At 74.5% G+C, this 23,261-nt stretch carries 18 protein-coding genes; 5 read left to right on the top strand and 13 right to left on the bottom strand.

The window, feature by feature from the left end:
• The first annotated feature begins 159 nt into the window (after nucleotides 1–159).
• Nucleotides 160–2,136 (top strand): GTP-binding protein, encoded by a 1,977-nt coding sequence (locus ACFY0O_RS02095; protein ID WP_388941591.1) that lies wholly within the window; start codon nucleotides 160–162, stop codon nucleotides 2,134–2,136.
• Nucleotides 2,137–2,212: 76 nt separating this feature from the next.
• On the opposite strand, the gene ACFY0O_RS02090 is transcribed toward ACFY0O_RS02095, so the two are convergent.
• Entirely contained in the window at nucleotides 2,213–2,812 is a 600-nt protein-coding gene (locus ACFY0O_RS02090; protein ID WP_388941590.1) for a hypothetical protein, read from the bottom strand.
• Nucleotides 2,813–3,047: 235 nt separating this feature from the next.
• On the opposite strand from ACFY0O_RS02090, the gene ACFY0O_RS02085 reads away from it, so the two are divergent.
• The gene (locus tag ACFY0O_RS02085; RefSeq protein ID WP_388941587.1) at nucleotides 3,048–3,551 is read left to right on the top strand and encodes a DinB family protein; all 504 of its coding nucleotides are present in this window, start codon (nucleotides 3,048–3,050) and stop codon (nucleotides 3,549–3,551) included.
• Here the strand turns inward: ACFY0O_RS02085 and ACFY0O_RS02080 are convergent.
• From ACFY0O_RS02080 to ACFY0O_RS02070, 3 genes are all read right to left on the bottom strand, one after another.
• Nucleotides 3,503–5,191, bottom strand: coding sequence for an ABC-F family ATP-binding cassette domain-containing protein (locus ACFY0O_RS02080; protein ID WP_388941585.1), 1,689 nt, complete (start codon nucleotides 5,189–5,191; stop codon nucleotides 3,503–3,505). The two genes, ACFY0O_RS02085 and ACFY0O_RS02080, sit on opposite strands and share 49 nt — an antisense overlap.
• A 122-nt stretch (nucleotides 5,192–5,313) precedes the next feature.
• On the bottom strand, nucleotides 5,314–6,174 hold the full coding sequence (locus ACFY0O_RS02075; RefSeq protein WP_388941583.1) for a carbohydrate-binding protein: 861 nt from the start codon (nucleotides 6,172–6,174) through the stop codon (nucleotides 5,314–5,316).
• A 117-nt stretch (nucleotides 6,175–6,291) separates the two neighbouring features.
• Entirely contained in the window at nucleotides 6,292–7,215 is a 924-nt protein-coding gene (locus ACFY0O_RS02070) for an AraC family transcriptional regulator (protein ID WP_388941581.1), read from the bottom strand.
• Nucleotides 7,216–7,334: 119 nt separating this feature from the next.
• Here ACFY0O_RS02070 and ACFY0O_RS02065 point away from each other — a divergent pair, with 119 nt between their 5' ends.
• Nucleotides 7,335–8,618, top strand: coding sequence for an MFS transporter (locus ACFY0O_RS02065; RefSeq protein ID WP_388941578.1), 1,284 nt, complete (start codon nucleotides 7,335–7,337; stop codon nucleotides 8,616–8,618).
• Between the two features lie 98 nt (nucleotides 8,619–8,716).
• On the opposite strand, the gene ACFY0O_RS02060 is transcribed toward ACFY0O_RS02065, so the two are convergent.
• From ACFY0O_RS02060 to ACFY0O_RS02035, 6 genes are all read right to left on the bottom strand, one after another.
• Nucleotides 8,717–11,257, bottom strand: a complete 2,541-nt coding sequence (locus tag ACFY0O_RS02060; RefSeq protein ID WP_388941576.1) for an acyl-CoA reductase — start codon at nucleotides 11,255–11,257, stop codon at nucleotides 8,717–8,719.
• 14 nt (nucleotides 11,258–11,271) lie between these two features.
• Nucleotides 11,272–12,420, bottom strand: coding sequence for an acyl-protein synthase (locus ACFY0O_RS02055; protein ID WP_388941573.1), 1,149 nt, complete (start codon nucleotides 12,418–12,420; stop codon nucleotides 11,272–11,274).
• Nucleotides 12,417–13,568 carry a GNAT family N-acetyltransferase gene (locus tag ACFY0O_RS02050; RefSeq protein WP_388941572.1) on the bottom strand — a complete coding sequence of 384 codons (1,152 nt, stop codon included), beginning with the start codon at nucleotides 13,566–13,568 and terminating at the stop codon, nucleotides 12,417–12,419. Before ACFY0O_RS02050 ends, ACFY0O_RS02055 begins: the two co-directional genes overlap by 4 nt.
• Entirely contained in the window at nucleotides 13,565–14,914 is a 1,350-nt protein-coding gene (locus tag ACFY0O_RS02045) for an MFS transporter (RefSeq protein ID WP_388941570.1), read from the bottom strand. The genes ACFY0O_RS02050 and ACFY0O_RS02045 overlap by 4 nt, the downstream gene beginning before the upstream one ends.
• The gene (locus ACFY0O_RS02040) at nucleotides 14,911–16,176 is read right to left on the bottom strand and encodes a phenylacetate--CoA ligase family protein (RefSeq protein WP_388941568.1); all 1,266 of its coding nucleotides are present in this window, start codon (nucleotides 16,174–16,176) and stop codon (nucleotides 14,911–14,913) included. Before ACFY0O_RS02040 ends, ACFY0O_RS02045 begins: the two co-directional genes overlap by 4 nt.
• Nucleotides 16,177–16,396: 220 nt before the next feature.
• Nucleotides 16,397–16,873 carry a tRNA adenosine deaminase-associated protein gene (locus ACFY0O_RS02035; RefSeq protein WP_388941565.1) on the bottom strand — a complete coding sequence of 159 codons (477 nt, stop codon included), beginning with the start codon at nucleotides 16,871–16,873 and terminating at the stop codon, nucleotides 16,397–16,399.
• 171 nt (nucleotides 16,874–17,044) lie between these two features.
• On the opposite strand from ACFY0O_RS02035, the gene ACFY0O_RS02030 reads away from it, so the two are divergent.
• Nucleotides 17,045–18,409, top strand: coding sequence for an NAD(P)/FAD-dependent oxidoreductase (locus ACFY0O_RS02030; RefSeq protein ID WP_388941563.1), 1,365 nt, complete (start codon nucleotides 17,045–17,047; stop codon nucleotides 18,407–18,409).
• A 25-nt stretch (nucleotides 18,410–18,434) separates the two neighbouring features.
• On the opposite strand, the gene ACFY0O_RS02025 is transcribed toward ACFY0O_RS02030, so the two are convergent.
• The 3 genes from ACFY0O_RS02025 to ACFY0O_RS02015 all read right to left on the bottom strand — a co-directional run bounded on the left by ACFY0O_RS02025 (nucleotide 18,435) and on the right by ACFY0O_RS02015 (nucleotide 21,280).
• A complete protein-coding gene (locus tag ACFY0O_RS02025; RefSeq protein WP_388941560.1) occupies nucleotides 18,435–19,727 on the bottom strand; it encodes an MFS transporter in 1,293 nt (430 codons plus the stop codon).
• Complete coding sequence (locus tag ACFY0O_RS02020) at nucleotides 19,724–20,263, bottom strand: ArsR/SmtB family transcription factor (protein ID WP_388941558.1); 540 nt, start codon at nucleotides 20,261–20,263, stop codon at nucleotides 19,724–19,726. The genes ACFY0O_RS02025 and ACFY0O_RS02020 overlap by 4 nt, the downstream gene beginning before the upstream one ends.
• Before the next feature lie 63 nt (nucleotides 20,264–20,326).
• Nucleotides 20,327–21,280, bottom strand: coding sequence for an SDR family NAD(P)-dependent oxidoreductase (locus ACFY0O_RS02015; protein WP_388941556.1), 954 nt, complete (start codon nucleotides 21,278–21,280; stop codon nucleotides 20,327–20,329).
• A 336-nt stretch (nucleotides 21,281–21,616) separates the two neighbouring features.
• On the opposite strand from ACFY0O_RS02015, the gene ACFY0O_RS02010 reads away from it, so the two are divergent.
• Entirely contained in the window at nucleotides 21,617–23,149 is a 1,533-nt protein-coding gene (locus tag ACFY0O_RS02010; protein WP_388941553.1) for an NCS1 family nucleobase:cation symporter-1, read from the top strand.
• Nucleotides 23,150–23,261: the final 112 nt, after the last annotated feature.

The following is a 23,261-nucleotide window of genomic DNA, read 5'->3' as shown; positions in this document are numbered from 1 at the left end:
GTATCCGGTGGCATCCCCCCCAGTATTCGGTGGTGTCCCCGCAGCCGGTGTGCGACCGTTCCGGGGACAGCCCGCCGCCTCCGAGGAGACCACCGATGCGCCGACCGTTCATGTCCCCCGCGAAAGGAACGATCATCCACCCGAAGGACATGACGCTCTGTGCAACCCACGCCACGCACGCTCAACCTGGGGATCCTCGCCCACGTCGACGCCGGTAAGACCAGCCTGACCGAGCGGCTGCTGTACGCGGCCGGGGTCATCGACGAGATCGGCAGCGTCGACGCCGGCAACACCCGGTCCGACAGCCTGGAACTGGAACGCCGCCGCGGCATCACCATCAAGGCGGCGGTGGTCAACTTCCCCCTCGGGAGCGGGGAGTCGGCCGTCTCCGTCAACCTCATCGACACCCCCGGTCACCCCGATTTCATCGCAGAGGTGGAACGCGTCCTCGGCGTCCTCGACGGCGCCGTGCTCGTCGTCTCCGCGGTCGAGGGCGTGCAGCCGCAGACCCGCGTCCTGATGCGGACGCTGCGGCGGCTCTCCATCCCGGCCCTGGTGTTCGTCAACAAGGTCGACCGGCCCGGCGCCGACGACGTCCGGGTGCTGCGGCAGATCGCGCGCGAACTCGCCGTGCCCGTCGTCCCCATGGGACGGGTGACCTCCGGGCTCGGCACGAGGACGGCCCGGATCTCGGCACCCGCCGGGGAGGACGAGGCGTTCACCCGGGACCTCCTCGACGTGCTCACCACCCACGACGACGACCTCCTCGCCGCCTACCTGGACCACGGGACCTCCCTCCCGTACGCCCGCCTGCGGACCTCGCTCGCGCGGCAGACGAGCCGTGCGCGATTGCACCCGGTGTACGTCGGCTCGGCGATCACCGGCGCCGGCGTCGATGCCCTCGTCGAGGGCATCGGGGACCTGCTGCCCGCCGCCCCCGGAGATGCCGGCGGACCGCTGTCGGGACGGGTGTTCAAGGTGGAGCGCGGGGAGAGGGGTGAACGGATCGCCTACGTCCGGCTGTTCTCGGGCGAGCTCCGGACCCGCGAGCAGGTCACGGTCCGCGGCACCGGGCACAAGGTCACGGGGCTGGCCGTCTTCGACCGCGGCACGGCGGTGCGCCGTACGGCGGCGCGGGCCGGGCAGATCGCGACGCTCCGCGGCCTGCCGACGGTCCGGATCGGGGACGTGGTGGGCCGGGAGCCCGAAGGCCGCCCGTACGGCCGTGTCTTCGCCGCGCCCACCCTGGAGAGCGTCGTGGTGCCCACGGCCGGTCCGGAGCGCGCGGGCGACCTCCACACGGCCCTCGCCCAGCTCGCCGAGCAGGATCCGCTGATCGGCCTGCGCCAGGACCCGCACGGAGGTGAGCCGTCGGTGTCCCTCTACGGAGAGGTCCAGAAGGAGGTCCTCGCGGCCACCCTCGCCGAGGAGTACGGGATCGAGGTCTCCTTCCGCGAGACGACACCGATCTGCGTGGAACGCGTCACGGGGACGGGCGCCGCGTACGAGGTCCTCGACCACGAGGGGAACCCGTTCCTGGCGACGGTGGGGCTGCGGGTGGAGCCGGCTCCGCCCGGCAGCGGGGTCGTCTTCCGCCGGGAGGTCGAACTGGGCTCGCTCCCGCCGGGCTACATGCGGGCCGTCGAGGAGACCGTGCGCACGACACTGCGGCAGGGCCTGTCCGGCTGGCAGGTGCCCGACTGCGCGGTGACCATGACCCACTCGGGCTTCTGCAGCATCCGCAGCACGGCCGGCGAGTTCAGGGCCCTGACGCCGCTCGTCCTGATGGCCGCGCTGCGGCGGGCCACGACGCGGGTGCACGAACCGGTGCACCGGTTCCGGCTGGAGTTCGCGCAGGACGCCTACCCCGCGGTCGCGCTGGCCCTGGCCCGCCACGGGGCCCTGCCCGGCCCCCCGGTGGCGGCGGGGGACGCGTACGTGGTCGAGGGCCACTTGCCGGCGGACCGGGTGCACGGCCTGGAGCGGGAACTGCCGGAGCTCACCGGCGGGACGGGCGTCCTGGAGACGGAGTTCGCCCACCACCGCCCGGCCCGCACCCCGCGCGTGCGGGCGCGCGGCGACCACAATCCGCTGAACCGCGAGGAATACCTCCTGCACGCGCACCGGAGGATGTGAATCAGCCGGTGCCGGTGCCGGTGCCGGTGCCGGTGCGCGGCAGGAGCGTCGGTAGCCCGGGGCCCGCCGATGACCGTCAGGCCGCGGCGCGGCGCGGCGCGGTCCGCACCCTGGCCGAGGACGCTGCGCCCCCGCCCCCGGTCCGCCGACGCCCTATGCCCGCCCCGAGCCGGGGACCCGCGGCGACGGCGAAGCCGGCGGTCTCGGCCGGTTCGCCCGTCGCGTGCGGCGACTCCACGTTCCGGCAGCGGGCCACCGGGGCGCGGATGTCCTCGATCGCCCGGTGCGCGCCGCCGTCCGGAAAGGCGTACAGCTTCTCCATGCCGGGGATGACGCCGTTTCCGGCGGAGTGCCCGCCGCTGAACATGGCGGTCGCGTCGGCGGAGGCGGCCGTCGTGCTCGCGTCCACGACGCTCTGCCCGTCCAGCAGGCCCCCGCAGGACGAGGGCGCCGGGGGCGGGGACGAGGTCTTCGGGCTCTGGTCCTGGGGGTCGGCCTGGGAGGTCCAGCCGCCCGGCATGACCGCGGGCAGGAGGTGCGTGCGCAGCTCGGCGGCCGACAGCGGCGGCGTCGGCGAGGCCGGTGCCGACGGGTGCGGCCGCGCCGGACTTCCGCACCCGGCGACCGCCGCGAGCAGTACGAACCCGGCCACGCGCCGGACCCCGGAGCTGGTCACCTCCGGCCACCTCCCCCTCCGAGTGATCAAATCGCTCGAAGCCAGGGCCTGTCCGGCCATGATCCGCCGTACAGGCCCCAGCAGGGCGCCGGTCCACCGACAAGGCGCGCGGACCACTCGCCGTCGCCGCCGAGCGCGTCGACCGCGCCGTTCAGTTGGGCGCCTCCGCCCCGCACCTCGACGATGTCCGCCACGCGCACGCCGGGGCCGTTGGGCGATCGTCTACGGTGGTGCCGTGACGACCGCCGAGCCCCGCCCCGATCTCCGGCCTCCCAGCCTGAACGCCGGTGAGAGGGAAACCCTGTTGGCCTTCCTGGACTACCTGCGCGAGTCCGTCCTCGCCAAGGCGGCAGGGGTCCCGGAGCCGGCCGTCCGCACGGCCGGCGTGCCCTCCGGGACCAGCCTGCTCGGCCTGCTCAAGCACCTGACGGCCGTCGAGCTCAACTGGTTCGTCTGGGCCTACGACGGCGCCGACCGCGACCCCTGGGACGACGAGGAAGCGGTCCGCGCCGACGACACCGCGGCGGGCCTGGCGCACGCCTACCGTCAGGCGGCCGCCCGGGCGAACGAGGTCGTCCTCGCCTGCCCGGACCTCGACCGCCCGGGCGCCCGCTCGCTGCGGGAGACCCCGCCGCCGTCGATGCGCTGGGTGCTGGTCCACATGATCGAGGAGACCGCCCGGCACGCGGGTCACGCGGACATCCTGCGTGAGGGGATCGACGGCTCGACCGGGCGCTGACGCGGGTGCCGCCCGGTCCGGGAGCGGAGCTCCGGGGCCTCGTCCCGGCTCAGTTCCAGGCGCTTCCCGGTGAACCCGGAGCGGAGCCGCCGGTCGTGGCTGACGACGATCAGGGTCCCGGTGTACGGGCCCAGCGCCGCCTCGAGGTCCTCCACGACGCCGGGCGCCAGGTGGTTGGTCGGCTCGTCGAGGAGGAGCAGGTCGTAGGGTCCGCCCGCGACGAGCCGGCCCAGCTCCAGCTTGCGCCGCTGCCCCGCGGACAGCTCCCGTACCGGCTTGCCCGCGTCGGCAGTGCCCAGCAGCCCGTACCGCACCAGGGCCTGCGCCACCTCCTCCCCGAACGCCGCCGCGGCGCACCGGCTTTCGCCGGACCAGGGGTCGTCCTGCCGCAGCAGCCCGACCCGTTCCGGTGCCCGTACGCTCCCGTGCCCGGCCGGCACGAGACCCGCGAGCACCTGCAACAGGGTCGACTTCCCGGACCCGTTGGGCCCCGTGACGAGCATCCGCTCACCCGGAGCCAGCCGGAACGACACCGGGGCGAGGCGCCCCGGCACGGCCAGGTCCTGGACGTCCACCCCGCCGGCCGGGCCCCCGTCGGCCCCGAACCGCCCGGTGAACCGCAGGGGCTGCGGCGGTGCCTCGACCGGATGCTCCGTCAGCCGCGCGAGCCGTTCCCGCGCGTTGCGGATGCGGCTCATCGCCCCGTGCGCCCGCGACCGGGCGCGGAAGGCCCCCGCCCCGCTGAACGCGGCGGGCGCCTTGCGCGGGATCTGGGCGAGCCGTCCGATGTTGCCGTCGGCCAGCCGTTCCACCCGCTGCTTCTCCGCCGTCCATTCCTCGTACTCCCGCTCCCGGCGTGCGCGTGCGGCGGCGCGCGCGACCAGGTGGCCGGCGTAGCCGTTGCCGTGCCGGTGCACGGTGGACCGTTCGTGGTCGACCTCCAGGATCGCGGTGGTGACCCGGTCGAGGAACATCCGGTCGTGGGTGACGGCCACGAGGGTGCCGGTCCGCCGCACCAGATGGTCCTCCAGCCATCCGACCGCCTCGTCGTCCAGGTCGTTGGTGGGTTCGTCGAGGAGCAGCAGCTCCGGCTCGGCCGCCAGGGCCGCGGCCAGTGCCAGCCGTTGGCGCTGGCCGCCGGACAGCGTGCCCAGCACCCGGCCCCGTTCGATCGGCTCCCGCTCGCCGAGGCGTCGCAGGATGGCGGCCACCCGCCGGTCGGCGTCCCGTCCGCCCCGCACCTCGTACTCGGCGACGAGCCGCCCGTACGCCTCGACCTCCTCGGGGCCGGCCAGGTGGAGCCGCTCCTCGGCGGCCCGGATCCGCCGCTCCAGCTCCCGCAAGCCGGCCAGTGCCCGGTCCACGGCGTCGCCGACCCGTGCCCCGGGCGGGAGTTCGAGGGTCTGGGCGAGGTATCCCACCCCGCCGGGCGCCCGTACGCGGACCTCGCCCGCGTCCGCGCGTTCCCATCCGGCCAGCAGCCTGAGCAACGTCGACTTGCCCGCCCCGTTGTCCCCCACGACCCCGATCCGCTCCCCGGGCCGCACGGAGAACCCGACCCGGTCCAGCACGGTCCGGGTGCCGTACCGCTTGCCGACCTCGGCCAGCACGACCTGGCTACCACCCTCTGAAGCACGCACAGGCCCACCCCTTTCGTTCGACGAGACGTTCCGTCTCGCCAAACTCTAGGTGATCACCCAGGTCCCTAACAAGACGTTTCGTCTCGCGAAAGCATCCGGTCGGCCGGCCGGCCGGGCGGTCCTCAGAGGCGCTGCCAGAGCGCCGGGACGTTCGGCGGCTCCCAGCCCGCGACGGCGGTGTGCGCCTGCAGGCAGCGGTAGGCGATCCCGGCGTACGTGACCCCGTCGCCGGCCCGGTACGCCCGGCCCGCCGTCCAGGTGCCCGTGGGCGGAGTCGTCGGCGGGGGAGTGGTCGGCGGGGTGGTCGGGTCCTGGGGCACGTCCAGGACGAAGTCGAAGGTGCCCTCCTGGCCGGGCCCCGCCTGGCGCAGGTTCATCAGCAGGCGGCTGTCGAAGAGGGAGTCCGTGCCGTTGCGCGGCTCGCCCGGGAAGTACAACTGCGTCGTGACCACCCGGCGCCCGGGTGCCTGGAGTTCGACGTGCAGGTGGCGGGTGCGCCCGGGATAGAGCCCCGGCACGATGGTGGTCAGGCTGAACGAGCCCTGCGCCGTGCTGAACTGGTGCCCGCGGAAGGCGTAGCCGCTGTTGTCGTACGCGCCGTTGTCGTCCGCCTGCCAGAAGTCCAACAGCACGCCCGGGATCGGCCGGCAACCGCGCCCGAAGACGTACCCGGTGACCGTGAGCCGGGTGCCGGGCGTACCGGGCGTGATCAGCGAATCGCGCAGCGGAGAGGCGGGCTTGAAGTACGGTCCCTCCGTCTGTTCCACCGTCGGTTCGTCGCCGTCGTGGCAGTCCGGGGTCGGGGCGAGGCCGGCGGGGCCCGGCGCCGGCAGGTCACGGGCGAGCGCCACGCGCCCCCCGAGCAGCAGCGGGGCGGCGCCGAGCGCGGCGGCCGCGCGCAGGACGGCCTTGCGGCTGACCCGGCGTCCTTCGCCGATGGGTTCCGGTGCCGGGGTGGACTCCTGTGGTGTGGGTGTGGGCATCGAGGCCTCCTCGCCTGGACGGGTGGGTGGGGCGGGGGTGGGGGCGCGACGGGGGAGGGCGGAGCCCGCCGGGGCCGTCGGCCCGGGCGGCCCGTCCGATCGCGGCCGGTAGCCAACCTACGGTCCGTCCGGGTGCGCGGCGATGGACTCGATCCGGGGATCGTGGTGATTTCGACCGGCCCGGTCCCGGAACTCGCCCGGCGACATTCCCGTCTCCCTCCTGAAGAACCGGCAGAAGTACGCCGGATCCGAGAACCCCGTCAGATGGGCGATCTGACGGACGGTCATGGTGGTTCCGGAGAGGAGCCGCTTCGCCTCCAGTGTCTGCTGCCGGCGGATCAGACGGCCGGGGGAGAGGCCCGTGGCCCGCCGCACGAGCGTCTGGAAGTGCCCCGCCGACAGGCCGAGTTCCCGTGCGTACCAGCCGACCGGGCGGCCCGCTCCGCCGGGTTCGCAGAGCAGTCGGCCGAAGGCCGCGGCCAGTTCGGCGGACCGGTCGCGCGCCGGGGCCGGCGCGCCCGGGGGAGGGCCGGGCGTCCGGGACGCCCGGGTGATCAGGATGTGCAGGCAGGCCCGCAGCACGTTCCGGTAGCCGGGCCGCAGGTCACGGTACTCGCGGCCCATCTCGGCCAGGAGAGCGGCGATCGGCGCGGCCTGGTCGGCGGCCGGGTGCCCGGGCCGGCCGGCCAGCACCCGCAGGGCGGCCGCGTCGTCCGCGTGGGGCAGCAGGAAGTCCTCGTCGAAGAGGACCACCTGCCCGGTGAGCCCGTCCGCCTCGGCCCAGTGGTGGACCTGGCCGGGGGTGATCACGCACAGCTGCGGGGGCTCCACCGGGCGGCGCACCAGGTCCAGCACGTGCGCGCCGCTCCCGCCGGTCACGTGGACGATCTCGTAGAAGGTGTGCCGGTGCGGGAAGGAGGCGCGTGACAGGGGGCCGATGGTGTCGAAGGTCCCGATGGCGAAGGGCATCAGGTGGGGGAGGGGGACTTCGAGGCGGTGCAGGGGCAGGTCGGGGAGGCGGGGGTTCCGCAGCGGGTCCATCCCCGCAGTCTCCGGGGCCGCCCGCCGACAGGTATAGACCCATCACGGCCGTCTGCCGCCGTCGTGCGCCGCCCTCGGGCGGGGAGTGCCGCACCGCCCCCTCCGGGTAGGACGTGATCATGACAGAGATTGAGACGCGCGCTCCCGCCCCGCCGCGCCACCCGTTACGCCAGCTGCTGTCCGCCTCCGTCGGCAACGCCGTGGAATGGTACGACTGGTACGCCTACACCTTCCTGGCCACCCACATCGCCCGGCAGGTCTTCCCCTCCGGCGCCGGCGACTCCCTCCTCCCGCTGCTCTCCACCTTCGCCGTCTTCGCCGTCGGCTTCTTCATGCGCCCGGTCGGCGGGCTCCTGATGGGCGCGATCGCCGACCGGAAGGGCCGGCGCACCGCGCTGACCGCCACCATCCTGCTCATGGGAGGCAGCAGCCTGCTGGTCGGCCTCACCCCGCCGTACGCGGCCGCCGGCCTGCTCTCCCCGGTCGTCCTGGTGGCCGCGCGGCTGCTCCAGGGCCTGTCCGTCGGCGGGGAGTTCGCCGCCTCGACCACCTTCCTCGTGGAGTCCGCCGGGCCCGGCCGCAGGGGCCTGTTCTCCTCGTTCCAGTACGTCTCCACCACCATCGGCCAGCTCGCCGCCTCCGGCCTGGCCGCGCTGCTCGTGGCCCTGCTCCCCGAGGACGCCATGAGCGGCTGGGGGTGGCGCGTGCCCTTCCTGCTCGGCGCCGTCCTCAGCCTCGCGGGGTTCTGGATCCGGCGCGGCGCCCAGGAGACCCTCGCCGCGCGCCCCGCCGCGCCGCGCCCCGGCCTCTTCGACGCGCTGCGCCACCACCCCCGTGCCTCCCTGCGGATCGCCGGCATCACCGCCGGCGGCACCCTCGCGTACTACACGTGGACCTCGTACCTGCCGACGTACGCCGAGCTCCGGACCGGCATCGCCAAGGGCGACGCGCTGCTCGCCGGCACGCTGTCCCTGGCGTTCTTCGCCCTGCTCCAACCGCTGGGCGGCCTGCTGTCCGACCGCTACGGACGCAAGCCGGCCCTGCTGTTCTTCGGACTCGGCTTCGCCCTGCTCGTCGTACCGCTGCTGCGCGCGCTGGACGGTTCGTTCCTGTCCCTGCTGCTCGTCCAGTGCGCCGGCATGGTGCTGCTCACCGGCTTCACCTCGGTCTCGGCGGCCGTGAACGCGGAGGTCTTCCCGGCCCGGGTGCGGGCGGCGGGCATCGGCTTCCCGTACTCGCTGACCGTCGCCCTCTTCGGCGGCACGGCCCCCTATCTCGGCACCCTGTTGCAGGACCTGGGCCGGCCCGGACTGTTCCCCTGGTACGTCGCCGCCCTGTGCCTGTGCTCCTCGGCGGTGTACCTGCGGCTGCCGGAGAGCGCCCACGCGCCCCTCGACCGCTGACGGACGCCTCCACCCGCCCCTCCCGGACCAGGGCCGGGAGGGGCGGGGGAGAGGCGCCGGCCGACGCGGGCCTGACCGACAGGATCCGAAGGAGACGGCTAGCGGCGGGCGTCCACCACCGCGAGGAGCTTGCCGCTGGTGGGGCTGCGGTCCAGCGACGCCCCGTCGACCGGCTCGACCACCAGGTCCAGCAGCCCCTCCGCCACCGCCGAGCGGAGCTCCGGGTAGCCGGACAGGAAGACCTCCCGCAGCCGCTCCGGTTCCGTCGCCGGCGCCTTCTCCACCCGTACGGTCAGCCGCTCGCGCGCCTGCGTGCCGTCGAGCCGGATCTGCAGCTCGCCGCGGTGGCCGCCCCGCTCCTCGGCCAGCGCCAGGAAGCGCCGGTGGTGGAGGAAGTACGTGGCCACCCGCATCACGTCACCGGTGCGCCCCATCAGCTCGAAGCGGGGCGCCCGCCGCCCGCACGGGCAGCGGCCCGGTATCTCCCGGCCGAGGTCGCCGATCAGGTAGCGGCCCAGGTCCTGGCCGCGCCGGGCGTGCGTGGTGAACACCAGCCGGCCCGTCTCGCCCGGGGCCACCGGCCGGTCCTCGGCCAGGTCCACGATCTCCAGGGTGTGCAGATCGGCGTGCAGGTGGTGGACACCGCCGGAGCTGTCCGCGCACTGGTAGCCCAGCGGGCCGAGGTCCGTGCTGCCGTAGGTGATCGAGCGGACGACCTCGATGCCGAACTCCGCCTTGAGCGTGCGCTGCTGCTCCGGCGTGAAGTGCTCCCCGCCGTAGAAGACCTTGCGCAGGCCCCCGTACGCGCGCAGTGCGTCGGCCTCCGCGTGCAGCAGCTGCCACAGGTAGGAGGGCATGCCGAAGAGGGTGTCGGCCCCGTGCTCGATCAGCGCCTCGGCCGTGGCCCGGTGGTCCGGGCCCGCGGCCAGGGGCAGCTGCACCCCGCCGAGCCGTTCGAGCACGGAGAAGAAACTGATGAAGCTGCCGTACATGCCCCCGCAGTAGAAGAGGTTGGCGGTCCGGTCCCCGGCCGGGTCGTAGCCGGCGGCGAGCAGGCCCCGCGCGGCGGCGTGCATCTGGACGTCGTAGTCGTCGTAGCTGAAGACCGACAGGGCCGGAGCCCCCGTGCTGCCGCCGCTGCGGAAGTACAGCTCGGCATCGGCCCGCGCCAGCCCCCGGGCCGGGGCCTGCACGTCCTCCTTGCCCAGCAGCGGGCCCGTCGGCGGCGGCAGGACGACCGGGCGGACCAGGTCGTCGAGGCAGGCGGTGGTGGCGAACGCGGCCGGGTCCGCCTGGACGGCGACGCGGCGGCTGTAGCGCTGGAGGGCGTAGACCCCGTCGTGCGGCTCGCCCGCGTAGCTGGCCTGCATGGCGCCGACCGGCGTGACACGGGTGACGCCCGCGGCCAGCGCGGTGCGCGACAGCTCGGCGACGTCGCAGCGGCTGCCCGCGATGCCCGCCGTCTGCAGGTAGCGGCGCATCGGGCGCAGCGTGGCGATGAGCCGCTCGCGGGGCAGCGGCTTGACCCACACGCTGCGGTGCAGCGGCGAGGCCGTGAGCGGTGAGCGGGTGTCGGCCATGACCCGCCACGAGCCGTCGGGCGCGGCGAACACCCGCGTCAGCCCGAGGTGTTCCTCCAGCCGGGCCACCAGTTCGGTGGTGGTCAGCTCGGCGGCCTCGGCGGGGTCCGCCCCGCTCCGCGACGCGGTGTCCGGCGCCGGCGGGCGGGTCGCGAGGACCGCGGCGAAACGCCCGGCGAAGGCGAACAGCTCCTCCTCGTCCTCGGTGTCGAGGTAGACCACCTGCGGGCTGGAACAGGCCTGCTGCTCGTACCGGCACACATCGTCCGCGAGGGCTTCCAGCGTGCCCGGATCCGACCACACGTCACCCGTCAGATAGGCGAAGGAGATCCGGTGCCCCCACTCCACCAGTCGGCAGCCGGCCGGTACATGGGCCGCCACCCCCTGGACGGCGTCCTCCCCGCCCCACACGGCGACGGCGTCCGCGGGCGCGCACATCAGGCGCAGCCACTCCTGCCGGGCGGACGGGAAGCGCAGCACGATCACCCGGGCGGCGAGCGCGCCGGTGGGATCGAGGGCCGCCAGCTCGGCCGCCAGGTGCTGGGTGAACAGGGAGTCGGCGCCACTGGTCTTCAGGACGTTGACGTTCCCGGCCAGGAGGCCCTCGACGATGCTCAGCGGCGCGACCGTCGCGGCGTTGCCGGGGGCGATGTGGGCGACCAGGCCGACGGGTGCCCACGCCTCGTAGACGCTCTCGCGCGGATCGGCCCGGTTGAGCCGTCCGGGAGAGGCGCCGCCGAGTTCGCGGCGCAGCTTGCGGGTCAGCTCCCGCCGGTCCAGCAGACCGCCCAGCTCGGCGAGGACGGCCGGGTCCTCTCCCTCGGGCAGCTGCGCGGCGAGCCGGGCGTGCACCGGGTGTGCCGGGTCGCGCAGGGCGGCGGCGAGGGCCGCGCAGGCGGCCAGCACGGTCTCGGTCTCCAGCACCGTGGCCAGGGCGGCCTCCACGGCGGTCGGCAGGGCGGCGAGGCGGCGCCCCGCCTCCTCGTCGCCGATGAAGGCGCCCTGCCAGTAGTGGGGGGCGTCCGCCGCGCCGTGCCGTGCGTACGCGGTCGCGGTCATGTTCTCCGTCACGGTCAGGCCATGCCCTTCATCAGTTCCGCTGCGGCCACCGCGCAGCTGCGGTTGCGGCTCACCCCGGCCCGGCCGTGGACGGTGAACCAGGGGGTCCTCAGCTCGCACCCGCAGGCCTCGCCCGGCCGCAGGGAGGCGAGGTCGCCCATGACCACGCTCTGCGCCGGTACCGAGGTGATGTACGGGGACACCAGGTGCAGGTAGCCCCGCTCCCCGTAGGGCAGGGGTTCGAGGGTGCGCGTGGAGCGGATCGTGACCCGGGACCACACGGGGGCGTGGAGGCGGTGGTGGTCGCACTCGATGTACGGGACGCAGTGCTCGACCGACCCGAAGGTGTCCCGGATCCGCTCGCCCGGGATGCCGAGCTGCTCGGTGACGCGGGCGTACAGCTCCTCCTTGCCGATGCGCCGGTCGGCGTGCCCCTTCCAGCCGCCGCCGAGGACGACGAGGGAGCCCTCGGGCAGGCGCAGCGGGGGCAGCCCCATGGCCCGCATCCGCTCCAGGGTGAAGAAGAGGAAGGCCGGGAAGCCGAGGATGCGGACGGGTGCGTCCTCCCGCTCGAAGCGGCGCAGGGCGGCGATGCAGCCGAAGGGGTCGAACTCGTGGTCGCCGCCGGTGTTGCGCAGGGCGTACTCCACGCTGCGCGCCGGGGCGAAGTCGCACAGGTAGTTGTCGGTGAAGGCGGTCCCGAGGTTGAGGGAGGGGGCCGGTTCGTAGCTGTACAGGAGGTAGTTGACCTCCTGGCGGGGGGTGATCCAGCCGTTGCGCTCGAAGATCCGGGCGACCATCCGCTGGGCGGAGCGGATCGTCCACCGGTCGAAGAACATCTGCGACTTCTGGCCGGTGGTGCCGGAGGAGGTCAGGTGCAGCTCGACGTCCTCGCGCGGGATGGAGAGCACCTCGTGCCGCTTGAAGAAGTTCGCGTGGACGAGCGGTGTGCGGTAGGGCTCGGCCGGGGGAGTGGCCTCGTACAGGGAGCGGAAGAAGGGGGACCGTTCGGCGTGCCAGGCGTTGGTCTCCGCCATGGCGGCGGCGAACAGCTCGTCCTCGGCCGCGCCGAAGGCGTAGGGGTCGGTCAGGTCGCACAGCTGCTGTACGTGCGGCAGGAGGGCCGGGTCGGGTACGGCGACCGGCGCGAGATGGGGGTTCATGGGGCAACCTCGGATGACGTGGGCAGGTGTGTCGACGCCCAGGCCGACACGTAGCAGTCCAGATAGGGCTGGAGGGGCGGTTCGACGGCGACGCCGCGGAAGTCGATGCGTTCGCTCGACCGGGACAGGACGGCGTAGTCGTGGAAGCCGTCGCCGTCCGCGCGCATCGCCGGGTAGACGGCTCCGGCGACGAACCCCTCGGCCAGGAAGGCCGCGAGGACCTCCTGGTGCGCGAGCGGTACGAGGGCCTCGACGTATCCCGCCCCGGCCCGGGCCAGGGCCCGGGTGACGGGTTCCAGGCACGCGGCCGCGGCGGCCGGGTCGGGGTGGGCGGTCAGCAGGGAGCAGTAGCCGCCGGCCCGGTTGAGGTAGGCGTACACCTCGAACCGGCCGTCCTCGGGGGTCAGCAGCACGTTCGGGGTGTGCAGCGGGTAGAACCAGCCCTCGGCGCCGGGGAACCGTTCGCGGAAGCGGCGGCGGACGAAGGCCGGCGCCTCGACCACCTCCAGCCGGTCGTCCGTGGGATTCCGCACCGCGGGCGGGGCCGGACGCGGGCCGGCGGCGGCCCGCACCCCGGGGTAGCCGATGCCCAGCGCCGCCTCGGCGGTGCGCAGCAACGGCAGGAGCGGGGCGGGTACTTCGGCGACGGGGAGCCGCCGGTCCAGCACCCCGGCGGAGTGACGCGCGTAGAGTGCGAGGCTCTCGCGGCTGCGGAGATCCACCGCGTTGGGCAGGATGCCCAGCGGCCGGAAGCCGTTGCGGGCGACGACGCGCTGCGGGCCGGCGCTGACGGTGCGCACGGTCGCGTACACCGAGTCCAGCCGGCCCGTGTCGAGCATGCCCGCGCACAGGGCCCCGGTGAGGGTGGCGGCCAGGCCCGCCGAGCGGTGCCCGGGGTGCACGGCGATGCCCTCCAGGCGGCCGATCCGGCTGCCGGCCTCGCCGTGGATGGCGGCGGACGCGGTCAGCGCCCCGGTGTCGGCGCAGCGGGCGACCAGCCACAGCGAGTGCGGGTCCTCGATCAGCCGGGCCATCTCGGCCGGGTCCGTGCCGAGGGCCACGGGGTAGTGGGGTCCGTAGACCGCGTAGTAGAGCTGGCGCAGTTCGGCGATGTCCGAGCACGCGGCGGGGGTGACGACGGGACTCACCGCTCACCTCCGGCGGACGCGGCAGCGGGGGCCTTCAGCAGGGCCAGCGCGAAGGCCGCGGGGACCAGTCCGGCGCCCTGCACCAGGCACAGCACCCGCGGGGAGAGGAAGTCCCCGGCGAGTCCGAACGCGAGGGAGGCCACCGGCAGCGAGGCACCCAGCACGGCCTGCATCACGGCGAAGAAGCCGGGCTTGTCGGCCGGCGGCACCAGCCGCTGGAACAGGGCCACGAAACGGACGCTGACGGCCCCGGCGCACCAGCCGGCCACCGCCAGGCAGCCCATGATCACCAGGCGGTGTGCGAACAGCCCCGGCAGCGCGAGGGCGAGGGCCATCAGGCCCAGAGCGTACGCGCCGGCGACCGTGGGGCGGCCCGGCAGGCGGGTGCCGGTGAAGGCGCCGACGAGCGTGCCGGTGCCCAGTGCGGCCTCCAGCAGGGCCACGGTGCCGCCACCGCCCGCGAGGACCGAACGGGTGTAGAGGGGGATGACGACGAACACGGCGGCGGTGAAGAGGTTCGCCGCGGTGAAGCAGACCAGGATCCGCCGTACGTAGGGGAGGTCCCCGAGGATGCCGCGCAGCGTGCGCCGCCGCGGCGGGTCCGCGGCCGCGCCTTGGGCGTCGGCCTCGGCTTCGGCTCCCGTGCGGTCGGTACGGAACCGGGCGCTCGCGACGAGGAGGGCGGCGCCGAGGTAGGCGGCCGCGCAGCCGGCGGCCAGCCCGGCCACACCGGCCCGGTCGACGGTCAGCGCGCCGAGCAGCGCTCCGCCCAGCCCGGCCAGGGACTGGGTGGACAGCTCGAAGCCGGTGGCCGTCTCGACGTCGGCGTCGTCGACGCTTTCGGGCACCGAGGTGGTCAGGCAGGGGTCGAAGAACGCCTGGCAGGCCGCGAGGGCGAGACCGGACGCGTACACGGCGGCGAGCGGGAGGCCGCCGCCGTACGCCGAGAGGGCGAGGGCCCCCGAGGCGCATCCGGCCAGGGCGGCGGCGCTGCGCAGCACCGCCCGGTGCGCGCACCGGGCGACCGCCGCGGCCACCACCGGCGCCAGTGCCACGGCGGGCAGCGTGCAGGCCGCCATGAACAGCCCGGAGGCGAGCCCGCGCGCCTCTTCCACGGCGTAGGCGACGATCCACCAGGCCACGCCGACCTGGAACATCCGCACGGCGGCCTGGGTGAGGACCTGGCCGAGCCACACGGCGCCGAATGCGCGGTTGCGCAGGACCAGCGGAGCGCGCCGCCGGCCGGCCGCGGTCCCGGTCTCCGGCGCGGTCGGTTTCTCCGTCGCGTCCGGTGTCGTGGTCGTCGGCCGCGTCGGGGTCTCGGCGGTGGGCGGGGTGGTGGTCATGCGGTCGGCCTCTCGTCGAGGACCCGGACGAGCTTGCCCGAGCGCGGGTTGACGGCGAGGTCGCGGTGGCGCACCCACTCCACGGACAGCGGGTGCACGAACCCGGCGCGCACGCTGTCCGGATACAGCGGCCGGACCTCCTCCAGCCGCGCGACGACGGACCCGGCCAGCTCCTCCCGGCCCTGCCCGGCACCGGGGGCGGCGGCCAGCCGCAGGACGAGGCCGTCACGGCCCTCCCAGCGGCGGACGACGAGCTGCACGCCGACCACCTGCCCGGCGGTGTCCGCCGCGGCGACGGCGTCCTGGGCGTCCTGGGTGTAGAGGGAGACGGGTCCCACCCGTACGCCCTCCTCGGCCCGGCCGAGGATCCGGAAGTGCCCGGGCCCCGTGCCGGTCCACTCGGCCCGGTCGCCCGCGGGGTAGCGGATGATCGGCATGAGGCGGCGGAAGAGGCTGGTGACCACGACCCGGCCGGGCCGGCCCGGCTCGGTGACGGGCTCACCGGTGCAGTCGTCGAGGATCTCGACGACCGAGTACGGCGCGAAGGGGCGGTGCACCCGGGTGTCGGGGCCGGGGACGGGACGGCCGAGCAGTCCGGCGTCGACGCTGGCGTATCCGACGGAACGGGCCTCGGCGCGAGGGAACGCGGTGGCCAGCAGGCGCCGCTGGTCGTCGAAGAGGGCCTCGCCGCCGAAGAGCAGCAGCTCCACCGCGTCGAGCCGGACACCGGACGAGACGACCTGCTCGGCGAGCCGGCACAAGGTGGTCGGCGTTCCGGCGAGCACCTGGGCCGCGAGGTCGCGCAGGGTGGGGATCGTCGACTCCGGCGGCGCGCCGCCGCCGATGGGGAGGCGGACGTTGTCCACGGGCGCGTGGGCGAGGGAGTCGAGGACGAAGAGGAAGCTGGCGTACAGCTCCCCGGCGTAGAAGAGGTCGGCGACACGGTGTCCCGGGCGCAGGCCCGTGTCCACGAGTCCCTGTCCGAAGGCGGTGACGAAGGTGCGCCACTCGTCGCGGGTGTAGACGGAGAACTTGGGCGACCCGGTGGTGCCGCCGGTCTTGTAGACGGTGGCCTCGCTGAGCGGGCCGGTCAGGACGCGGTTGTCCTGCGGGGTGTTGGCTGCCCAGAACGCCTGCTGGTCGACCACCGGCAGATCGGTGAGGCGGTCGGTGCCGGGCGGCAGGGACGCGTAGAGGTCCCGGTAGAAGGGCGAGTTGTGGCGGGCGAAACGTATGAGGTCCGAGAGCTGCTGGGCGGACATGGGCCTTTGCCTAGGTGACGGATCGGTACGGAGCCGCGGCTGTGCGCGGCGCGAGCGGGCACGGTCCGGGCCGCCCGCTCGATGTGCGCCAGGATGTGACGCTCAGTCATGATGATGAAACATCAGTACGTCGATCACCAAATTGGGAAAATATTTTCGGCCAGCACGGCTTCCAAATAGATATTTTCCGCTCAACTAACGGGAGTTCGGCTACGGCGCGCTACCGCCGGGCGTCCTCGAACCCGGCTCCGAAACCCGCCTGCTCGGCCAGGCTCCGCAACTGCTCGTCGGGCACGCCACCCGCCCGCAGGAGGGCGGCCATGTCGGCCGGGCCGATCCCGGCGTCGGCCAGGATGCCCAGCGCGCCGGCCGGCGAAGGCCCGGCCACACCCTGCGCGGGCGCGCCGGGGCGCAGGACGTCCAGGACCTCGGCGGCGAGCGTGTGCTGCTCGGCGGCCCGGGTGTCCGACAGCATCAGGTCCGTGCCGGCCTCCGTGGGCCGCACGATCAGGAAGAACGCCTCGTCCGCGTTGAAGAACCCGAACACCGCGTCCGCGTCTTCGGTCGCCGCCTGGCGCACCGCGCCGATCGCCTCGTCGAGTCCGGTCAGCGCGGTGCGCTCCAGCCGGACGCACTCCCAGCCGCCGCCGCGGCGGAGGACGGCGACGGCGTAGCGGTGGTTCACGTGTTCTCTCACGCCTCCACACCTGCCCTGCCCGTCGCCCGGTAAGCCGCGATGCCGCCGGGCATAGCCCGCACGGAGCAGCGGGCTCCCCGCCCGGGAGTAGCGCGGAACCGATCCGTTCCGCCTCGCCCGCGGCGGGCAGGTGAAGGGGAGACCTGGCAGGCCCGAGAAGGGACGGACACCGTGGAACGACCGAGGATCCTCGTGGTGGGAGCCGGATTCGCCGGGGTGGAGTGCATCCGCCGGCTGGAGCGCGGGCTGGCGCCCGCCGAGGCGGACATCGCCCTGGTCACCCCCAACTCCTACCAGCTCTACCTCCCGTTGCTGCCCCAGGTGGCGTCCGGAGTGCTCACCCCGCAGTCCGTCGCCGTCTCCCTGCGGCGCAGCAGCCGCCACCGCACCCGGATCATCCCCGGCAGCGCCGTCGGCGTGGACACCCGGGCGAAGGTCTGCGTCATCCGCAAGATCACCGGCGAGCTGGTGGACCAGCCGTACGACCATCTGGTGCTGGCTCCCGGCAGCATCACCCGCACCTTCGACATCCCCGGACTCACCGAGCACGCCCGGGGCATGAAGACCCTCGCCGAGGCCACCCACCTGCGCGACCACGTCATCTCCCAGCTGGACCTGGCCGACGCGAGCGAGGACGAGGCGGAACGGGCCTCGCGGCTGTGCTTCGTCGTGGTCGGCGGCGGGTACGCCGGCACCGAGACGGCGGCCTGCCTGCAACGGCTCACCCACCACGCCGTCAAGCGCTACCCCCGGCTGGACCACCGCGAGATCACCTGGCACCTCCTCGACCTCGCCCCGAAGCTGATGCCCGAACTCGGCGACTCCCTGGGCCGCACCGCCCTGGACGTGCTGCGCCGCCGCGGCATCCAGGTCTCCCTCGGCGTCAGCGTCGCCAAGGCCGGACCCACGGAGGTGACCCTCACCGACGGCCGGGTCCTGCCCAGCAGGACCCTCATCTGGACGGCCGGGGTGGCGGCCAGTCCCCTGATCGGCACGCTCGGCGCGGAAACCGTCCGCGGCAGGCTGCTGGTGACGCCCGAGATGACGGTGCCCGACGCCCCCGGGGTCTTCGCGCTGGGCGACGCCGCGGCCGTCCCCGACCTCGCCTCCGGACAGGAGGGGGCCGTCTGCCCGCCCACCGCCCAGCACGCCCTGCGCCAGGGCCGCGTCCTCGCGGACAACCTGATCGCGACGCTGCGCAACCGGCCGCTGCGGCCGTACGTGCACAAGGACCTGGGGCTCGTCGTCGACCTCGGCGGCACCGACGCGGTGTCCAAGCCCCTGGGCGTCCCGCTGCGCGGCCTCCCGGCCCAGGCCGTGGCCCGCGGCTACCACTGGTCCGCGCTGCGCACCAACGTGGCCAAGACGCGCGTCCTGACCAACTGGCTGCTCAACGCCGTGGCCGGGGACGACTTCGTCCGGATGGGCCTGCGGGCCGGCAAGCCGCCGACCCTGCGGGAGTTCGAGCACGGAGACGACTACCTGACCCCCGAGCAGGTACGCGCCCGCACGGCGGCGCCCCACGCCGCCGACTGAGGGGGCGAGGGGCGGGGGGCCCGGGTCACGAGGCGCCGAGCGCGCCCTCCCGGGCCGGCTCCCCGGCCGTCGGGGGCTCCCCGGCCGCAGGGGCGACGCCGCGCAGCGCCGCCTCGACCCGGCGGTTGCTCGTCATGGTCGCGGTGACGGCCGTCATCGCGAGGAGGAGGCCGGCGGCGGTGTAGAGCGGGGTGCGGACGTCGTAGGCGGTCGCCAGCCAGCCGCCGAGGAAGGCGCCGAACGGGGCGGCGCACATGGCGAGCATCCGGGAGGTGGAGGCGACCCGGCCCATCAGCTCGGGCGGCACGATCGTCTGGCGCAGGGAGGGGGCGAGCACCATCGTGGCGCCCATGCCCGCGCCGCAGACGGCGAGCGCCAGGCCGGCGACGTACGGGTTCGGGGCGGCGGCGAGGCCCAGGACGGCGAGGCCCTCGATCGCGGCCGTGCAGGTCAGGGCGGTGCCGGTGCCGAGGCGGCGGCCGAGGAAGGAGGCGGTGGCGGCGCCGAGCAGACCGCCCGTGGCCTCCGCCGTCAGGAGCAGGCCGAAGCCGAGGGTGCCGATGCCGAGGCGGTCGTGCGCGAACAGGGCGAGGACGGTCTCCACGGCGAGGAAGGCGACGTTCCCGACCGCCGGGCGCAGTGCCAGTCCCAGCAGCAGCCGGTCCCGGAACACGTAGGAGGCGCCGGCCCGTGCCTGGCGCAGCAGCGACTCGCGGGCCTGCGGCACCGGCCGGGGCACGGCGGGCAGCGACCGCACGAGCAGGGCGGAGACCGCGAACGAGACCGCGTCGGCGAGCAGGGGCACGGCCCGCCCGAGGGCGAGCAGGGCGCTGCCCGCGGGCGGCCCGGCGAAGCCGGACGCGGCCGTCTGGGTGCCGCGCAGGCGGGAGTTGGCGCGCTCCAGGAGCGCGGGGTCGCGGCCGAGGAGGTCCGGCAGATAGGCGGTGGCGGCCGTGTCGAAGAAGAGTCCGCCGAGGCCGAGCAGGAAGGCGACGGCCGCGAGCAGCGCGATGCTCAGCACGTCGAGCGCGGCCGCCGTCACGGGTATCGCGAGCAGCGCCGCACGCAGCGCGTCCGTGACCCACATCGTGCGCCGCCGGTCCCAGCGGTCCACCAGCGCACCGCCGAGCACCCCGAACAGCAGCCAGGGCAGCGTTCCGGCGGCCGTGACGACGGCGAGGGCGAGCGGGTCCCGGGTCAGGGTCAGCGCGATCAGCGGCAGCGCGGCGTGGATCACCCCGTCGCCGAGCGACGACACCGTCTGCGCGGTCCACAGCCGGCCGAAGCCGGCCGGGAGCTTGCGGAGTTCGGAGGTCACTGGGCCTCCCCTGCGGCCTGCTCGCCCGTCGCCGGGTGGAACAGCGCGAAGACGAGCGACGCGTCGGGCAGCGACGGGTCGGACAGCTCGCGGAACTCGTCCGCGAGCGCCATCAGCCGCGCCCCCAGCTCCGCGAACTGCTCGTCGGTGAGCCGCAGGTGCGCCATCCGCACGTGCCGCTCGCTGTTCGCGGGCGCGGCCTCCAGGTCCGCCACCGCGTGCCGCATCAGCAGGTCCGGCTCGCCCTCGCCCGGGTCGGGCAGCAGGATCGACCGCGCGGCCATCGCGTAGTACCGCTCGTTGACCCCGCGGACCTTCCGCGTCCGCACCACCTTCACCAGGCCGGCCCGCTCCAGCAGCCGCACGTGGTAGCTGGAACTGCCCTTCGCGAGGCCGACCCGGGCGGCGATCTGCGTGATCGTCGCGGGCTCGAAGCGGAGCACGGCCATGATCCGGTGGCGCGTGAGGTTGGAGACGGCGCGCAGCTGCTCGTCCGTGGTGACGTGGAACGTCTCGGGAAGATCATCGGTAGGCATGACAGCAATGGTCAACGCTTCTTGACCATTGGGCAAGGGGTTTTGGGAAATCCCGAACGGCCGTCACCTGAAAGCCGGTTCGAGCCGGGTCAGGTCGCGGCTGGCCGCCCACAGCCGGGCCGCGGTCGCGGTGTCGGCCAGGTGTTCCCAGAGGGGTTCGATCCTGGGCGTGCCGCGCAGCCCGAACGCCCGGGGGCCGAGCATCACGCCGCCGCGCACCGCCGGGTCGAGCACCGCCCGGACGGCGGGCCACGCGGCGGCGTCCTTGCCCTGGACGACGAGGCGCAGCGGCAGGCGGCTCAGCCGTGCGCCCGGGGTGCGGACGTGGACGGGCGGGCGCGAGGGGGTGAGGGAGTCGAGCGCGCCGCCGGGGTGGACGAGCACGCTCAGCGTCGTGCTGTCGGCGGCCCGCAGACGGCGGTCCAGCTCCAGGGCGAAGAGCATCTGGGCCAGCTTGGAACGCGCGTAGGCGCGCTTGGGCCGGTAGTCGTGGCGGCTCTGGAGATCGTCGAGGTCCAGGCGCTCCGACTTGGCGGCGAAGCTGCCGGTGGTGACGATCCGGCTGCCGGGAGCCGCCATGAGCAGGGGGGCCAGGTGGTGGGTCAGTGCGAAGTGGCCCAGGTGGTTGGTCGCGAACATCAGCTCGTGGCCGTCCGCGGTGTCCCGGCGCGGTGGGTGGTCGAGGGCCACGCCGGCGTTGTGCACGACCGCGTCGAGGCGGTCCAGCCCGAGCGCGTCCACGCAGGCCCTGAGCGAAGCGGGATCGGCCAGGTCCAGGGGCACGTGCCGCACGGCTGCGCCGGGGACGCGCGCACCGATCGAGGCGATCGCCGCTTCGGCCCTCGCCCTGTCGCGGCTGCCGAGGACGACCGTGGCGCCCGTGCCGGCGAGTTGCTCGGCGACGAAGTAGCCGATGCCCGCGTTGCCGCCGGTGACCAGGAAGGTCTTCCCGGCGGCGGAAGGCAGCCGGTGGACGTCCCACGGCGGGGTGAGGGGCACGGAGGGGGTGGAGGGCATGGTGGCTCCCGGATGCTCAGGGGTGTGGTCACGGCGGGCGGCCCCGGTCCGTTCACCGGCCGGTCCCTGCCCGCCTCCCAAGGTCCCGGAGTCCGCTCACACCGCACCGACAGAAGGCGGCCCCCGCCGACAGCCGACCGACAGCGCGCGCCGCCGCCGGCGCACGGAGTCGATGGGCAGGCGGAACCCGTGGCGCGGCGCGTGCCGGGAAGGCATGGTGTCCCTCTCGCTCCCGAGCGGTGCGGGGCGACACGATGGAGGGGCTCCTGGAGGGGAGTCCCGCACCGGGTCCCCTCCCGACCGGCTTCTCCACCCGACCCGAAGGGGTGTGCGTACATGCCCGACCACTCGACCTCCGAGACCGGGGACCGCGTCGAGCTCGCCCCCGGCGAAGTCCCCTCCGACGGCCGCTTCGCCAACCCCGACCTGCTCCCCGTACCGGTCGGGGCGCGGCGCTGGACGACGTACAACTTCACCGCCCTGTGGGTCGGCATGGCGCACAACATCCCCTCCTGGCTGCTCGCCTCCGGGCTGGTCGCCCTGGGGATGGACTGGAAGCAGGCCGTCTTCACCATCGCGCTCGCCAACCTCGTCGTGCTCGTGCCGATGCTCCTCACCGGGCACGCCGGCCCCAAGTACGGGATCCCGTTCCCCGTTCTGGCCCGGGCCTCGTTCGGGGTCCGCGGAGCCAACCTGGCCGCGCTCATCCGGGCAGCCGTGGCCTGCTGCTGGTTCGGGATCCAGACCTGGATCGGCGGCTCCGGCATCTTCGTCCTGCTCGGGAAGATCTTCGGGGGCTGGGCGGGGGCCGCCGAGATCGGCGGCGAGCCGTGGACGCTGTGGCTGTGCTTCGTCGTCTTCTGGGCCCTCGAACTCGCCATCATCTACCGGGGGATGGAGGCCCTGAGACGCTTCGAGAACTGGGCCGCACCCTTCGTCATCGTCGGCGCGCTGACCCTGCTGGTGTGGATCGGGACGAAGGCGGGCGGCTTCGGCGAACTGCTCGACCAGCCGTCGCGGCTCGGCTGGGGCGCGGAGTTCTGGCCCGTCTTCTTCCCCTCCCTCATGGGGATGATCGCGTTCTGGTCCACCCTCTCCCTCAACATCCCCGACTTCACCCGCTTCGGCGCGGGCCAGCGCTCCCAGATCCTCGGGCAGACCCTCGGGCTGCCCACGACGATGACCCTCTTCGCGCTGCTGTCGGTGTTCGTCACCTCCGGCTCGGAGGCGGTGTACGGGGCCCCGATCTGGGACCCCGTGGAGCTCGTCGCCAAGACCGACAGCGTCTTCGGGCTGCTGTTCGCCCTGGTCACCGTCCTCATCGCGACGATCTCGGTGAACATCGCGGCCAACGTCGTCTCCCCGGCCTACGACCTGGCCAACCTGGCCCCCCGTCTCATCGACTTCCGCCGGGGCGCGCTGATCACCGGCGTGGTCGGCGTCCTGGTCATGCCCTGGAAGCTGACGTCCACCCCCGAGCTGTACATCTTCACCTGGCTCGGCCTGGTCGGCGGGCTGCTCGGCGCCGTGGCCGGCGTCCTCATCGCCGACTACTGGGCCGTGCGCCGCACCCGGCTCTCGCTGCCCGACCTCTACCGGGAGGGCGGGCCGTACTGGTACACGGGCGGCTGGAACCTCCGGGCCCTGGCGGCCTTCGGGGTCGGCGGGGTCCTGGCAGTCGGTGGCTCCCACTCGGCCCCGGGCAAGGGCCCGTTCCCCGCACAGGGCCTGATCCCCTTCCTCAAGCCGCTGGCGGACTACGGCTGGGCGGTGGGCCTGACCGCTTCCCTGCTGCTCTACACGGCGCTCATGCGCGCAGCACGCCCCGGCCCGCCGCGAGCCGACCACACCTCCGCCCGACTGGCCTGACGGCGCTGAACGGGGAGCGGTGGAACAGCTGCGCCGGCCGGCCCGCCCCCGCCCGTCGAGGGCGCGGCCGCCCCAGGGGGCGGTGACCAGGCCGCCGCGCAGGCGGCCGGGT

Origin of the sequence: Streptomyces sp. NPDC001594, assembly GCF_042893675.1 — a bacterium.
Lineage (GTDB): Bacteria > Actinomycetota > Actinomycetes > Streptomycetales > Streptomycetaceae > Streptomyces.
This window is presented reverse-complemented; position numbering and strand designations above follow the sequence as displayed.

Bases quoted from the DNA above. Each gene is read 5' to 3' on its own strand.
- ACFY0O_RS02070 (WP_388941581.1), bottom strand. From the start codon at position 7,215: ATGGACCCGCTGCGGAACCCCCGCCTCCCCGACCTGCCCCTGCACCGC.
- ACFY0O_RS02040 (WP_388941568.1), bottom strand. From the start codon at position 16,176: ATGTCCGCCCAGCAGCTCTCGGACCTCATACGTTTCGCCCGCCACAAC.
- ACFY0O_RS02015 (WP_388941556.1), bottom strand. From the start codon at position 21,280: ATGCCCTCCACCCCCTCCGTGCCCCTCACCCCGCCGTGGGACGTCCAC.
- ACFY0O_RS02055 (WP_388941573.1), bottom strand. From the start codon at position 12,420: ATGAACCCCCATCTCGCGCCGGTCGCCGTACCCGACCCGGCCCTCCTG.
- ACFY0O_RS02075 (WP_388941583.1), bottom strand. From the start codon at position 6,174: ATGCCCACACCCACACCACAGGAGTCCACCCCGGCACCGGAACCCATC.
- ACFY0O_RS02020 (WP_388941558.1), bottom strand. From the start codon at position 20,263: ATGCCTACCGATGATCTTCCCGAGACGTTCCACGTCACCACGGACGAG.
- ACFY0O_RS02065 (WP_388941578.1), top strand. From the start codon at position 7,335: ATGACAGAGATTGAGACGCGCGCTCCCGCCCCGCCGCGCCACCCGTTA.
- ACFY0O_RS02060 (WP_388941576.1), bottom strand. From the start codon at position 11,257: ATGACCGCGACCGCGTACGCACGGCACGGCGCGGCGGACGCCCCCCAC.
- ACFY0O_RS02010 (WP_388941553.1), top strand. From the start codon at position 21,617: ATGCCCGACCACTCGACCTCCGAGACCGGGGACCGCGTCGAGCTCGCC.
- ACFY0O_RS02045 (WP_388941570.1), bottom strand. From the start codon at position 14,914: ATGACCACCACCCCGCCCACCGCCGAGACCCCGACGCGGCCGACGACC.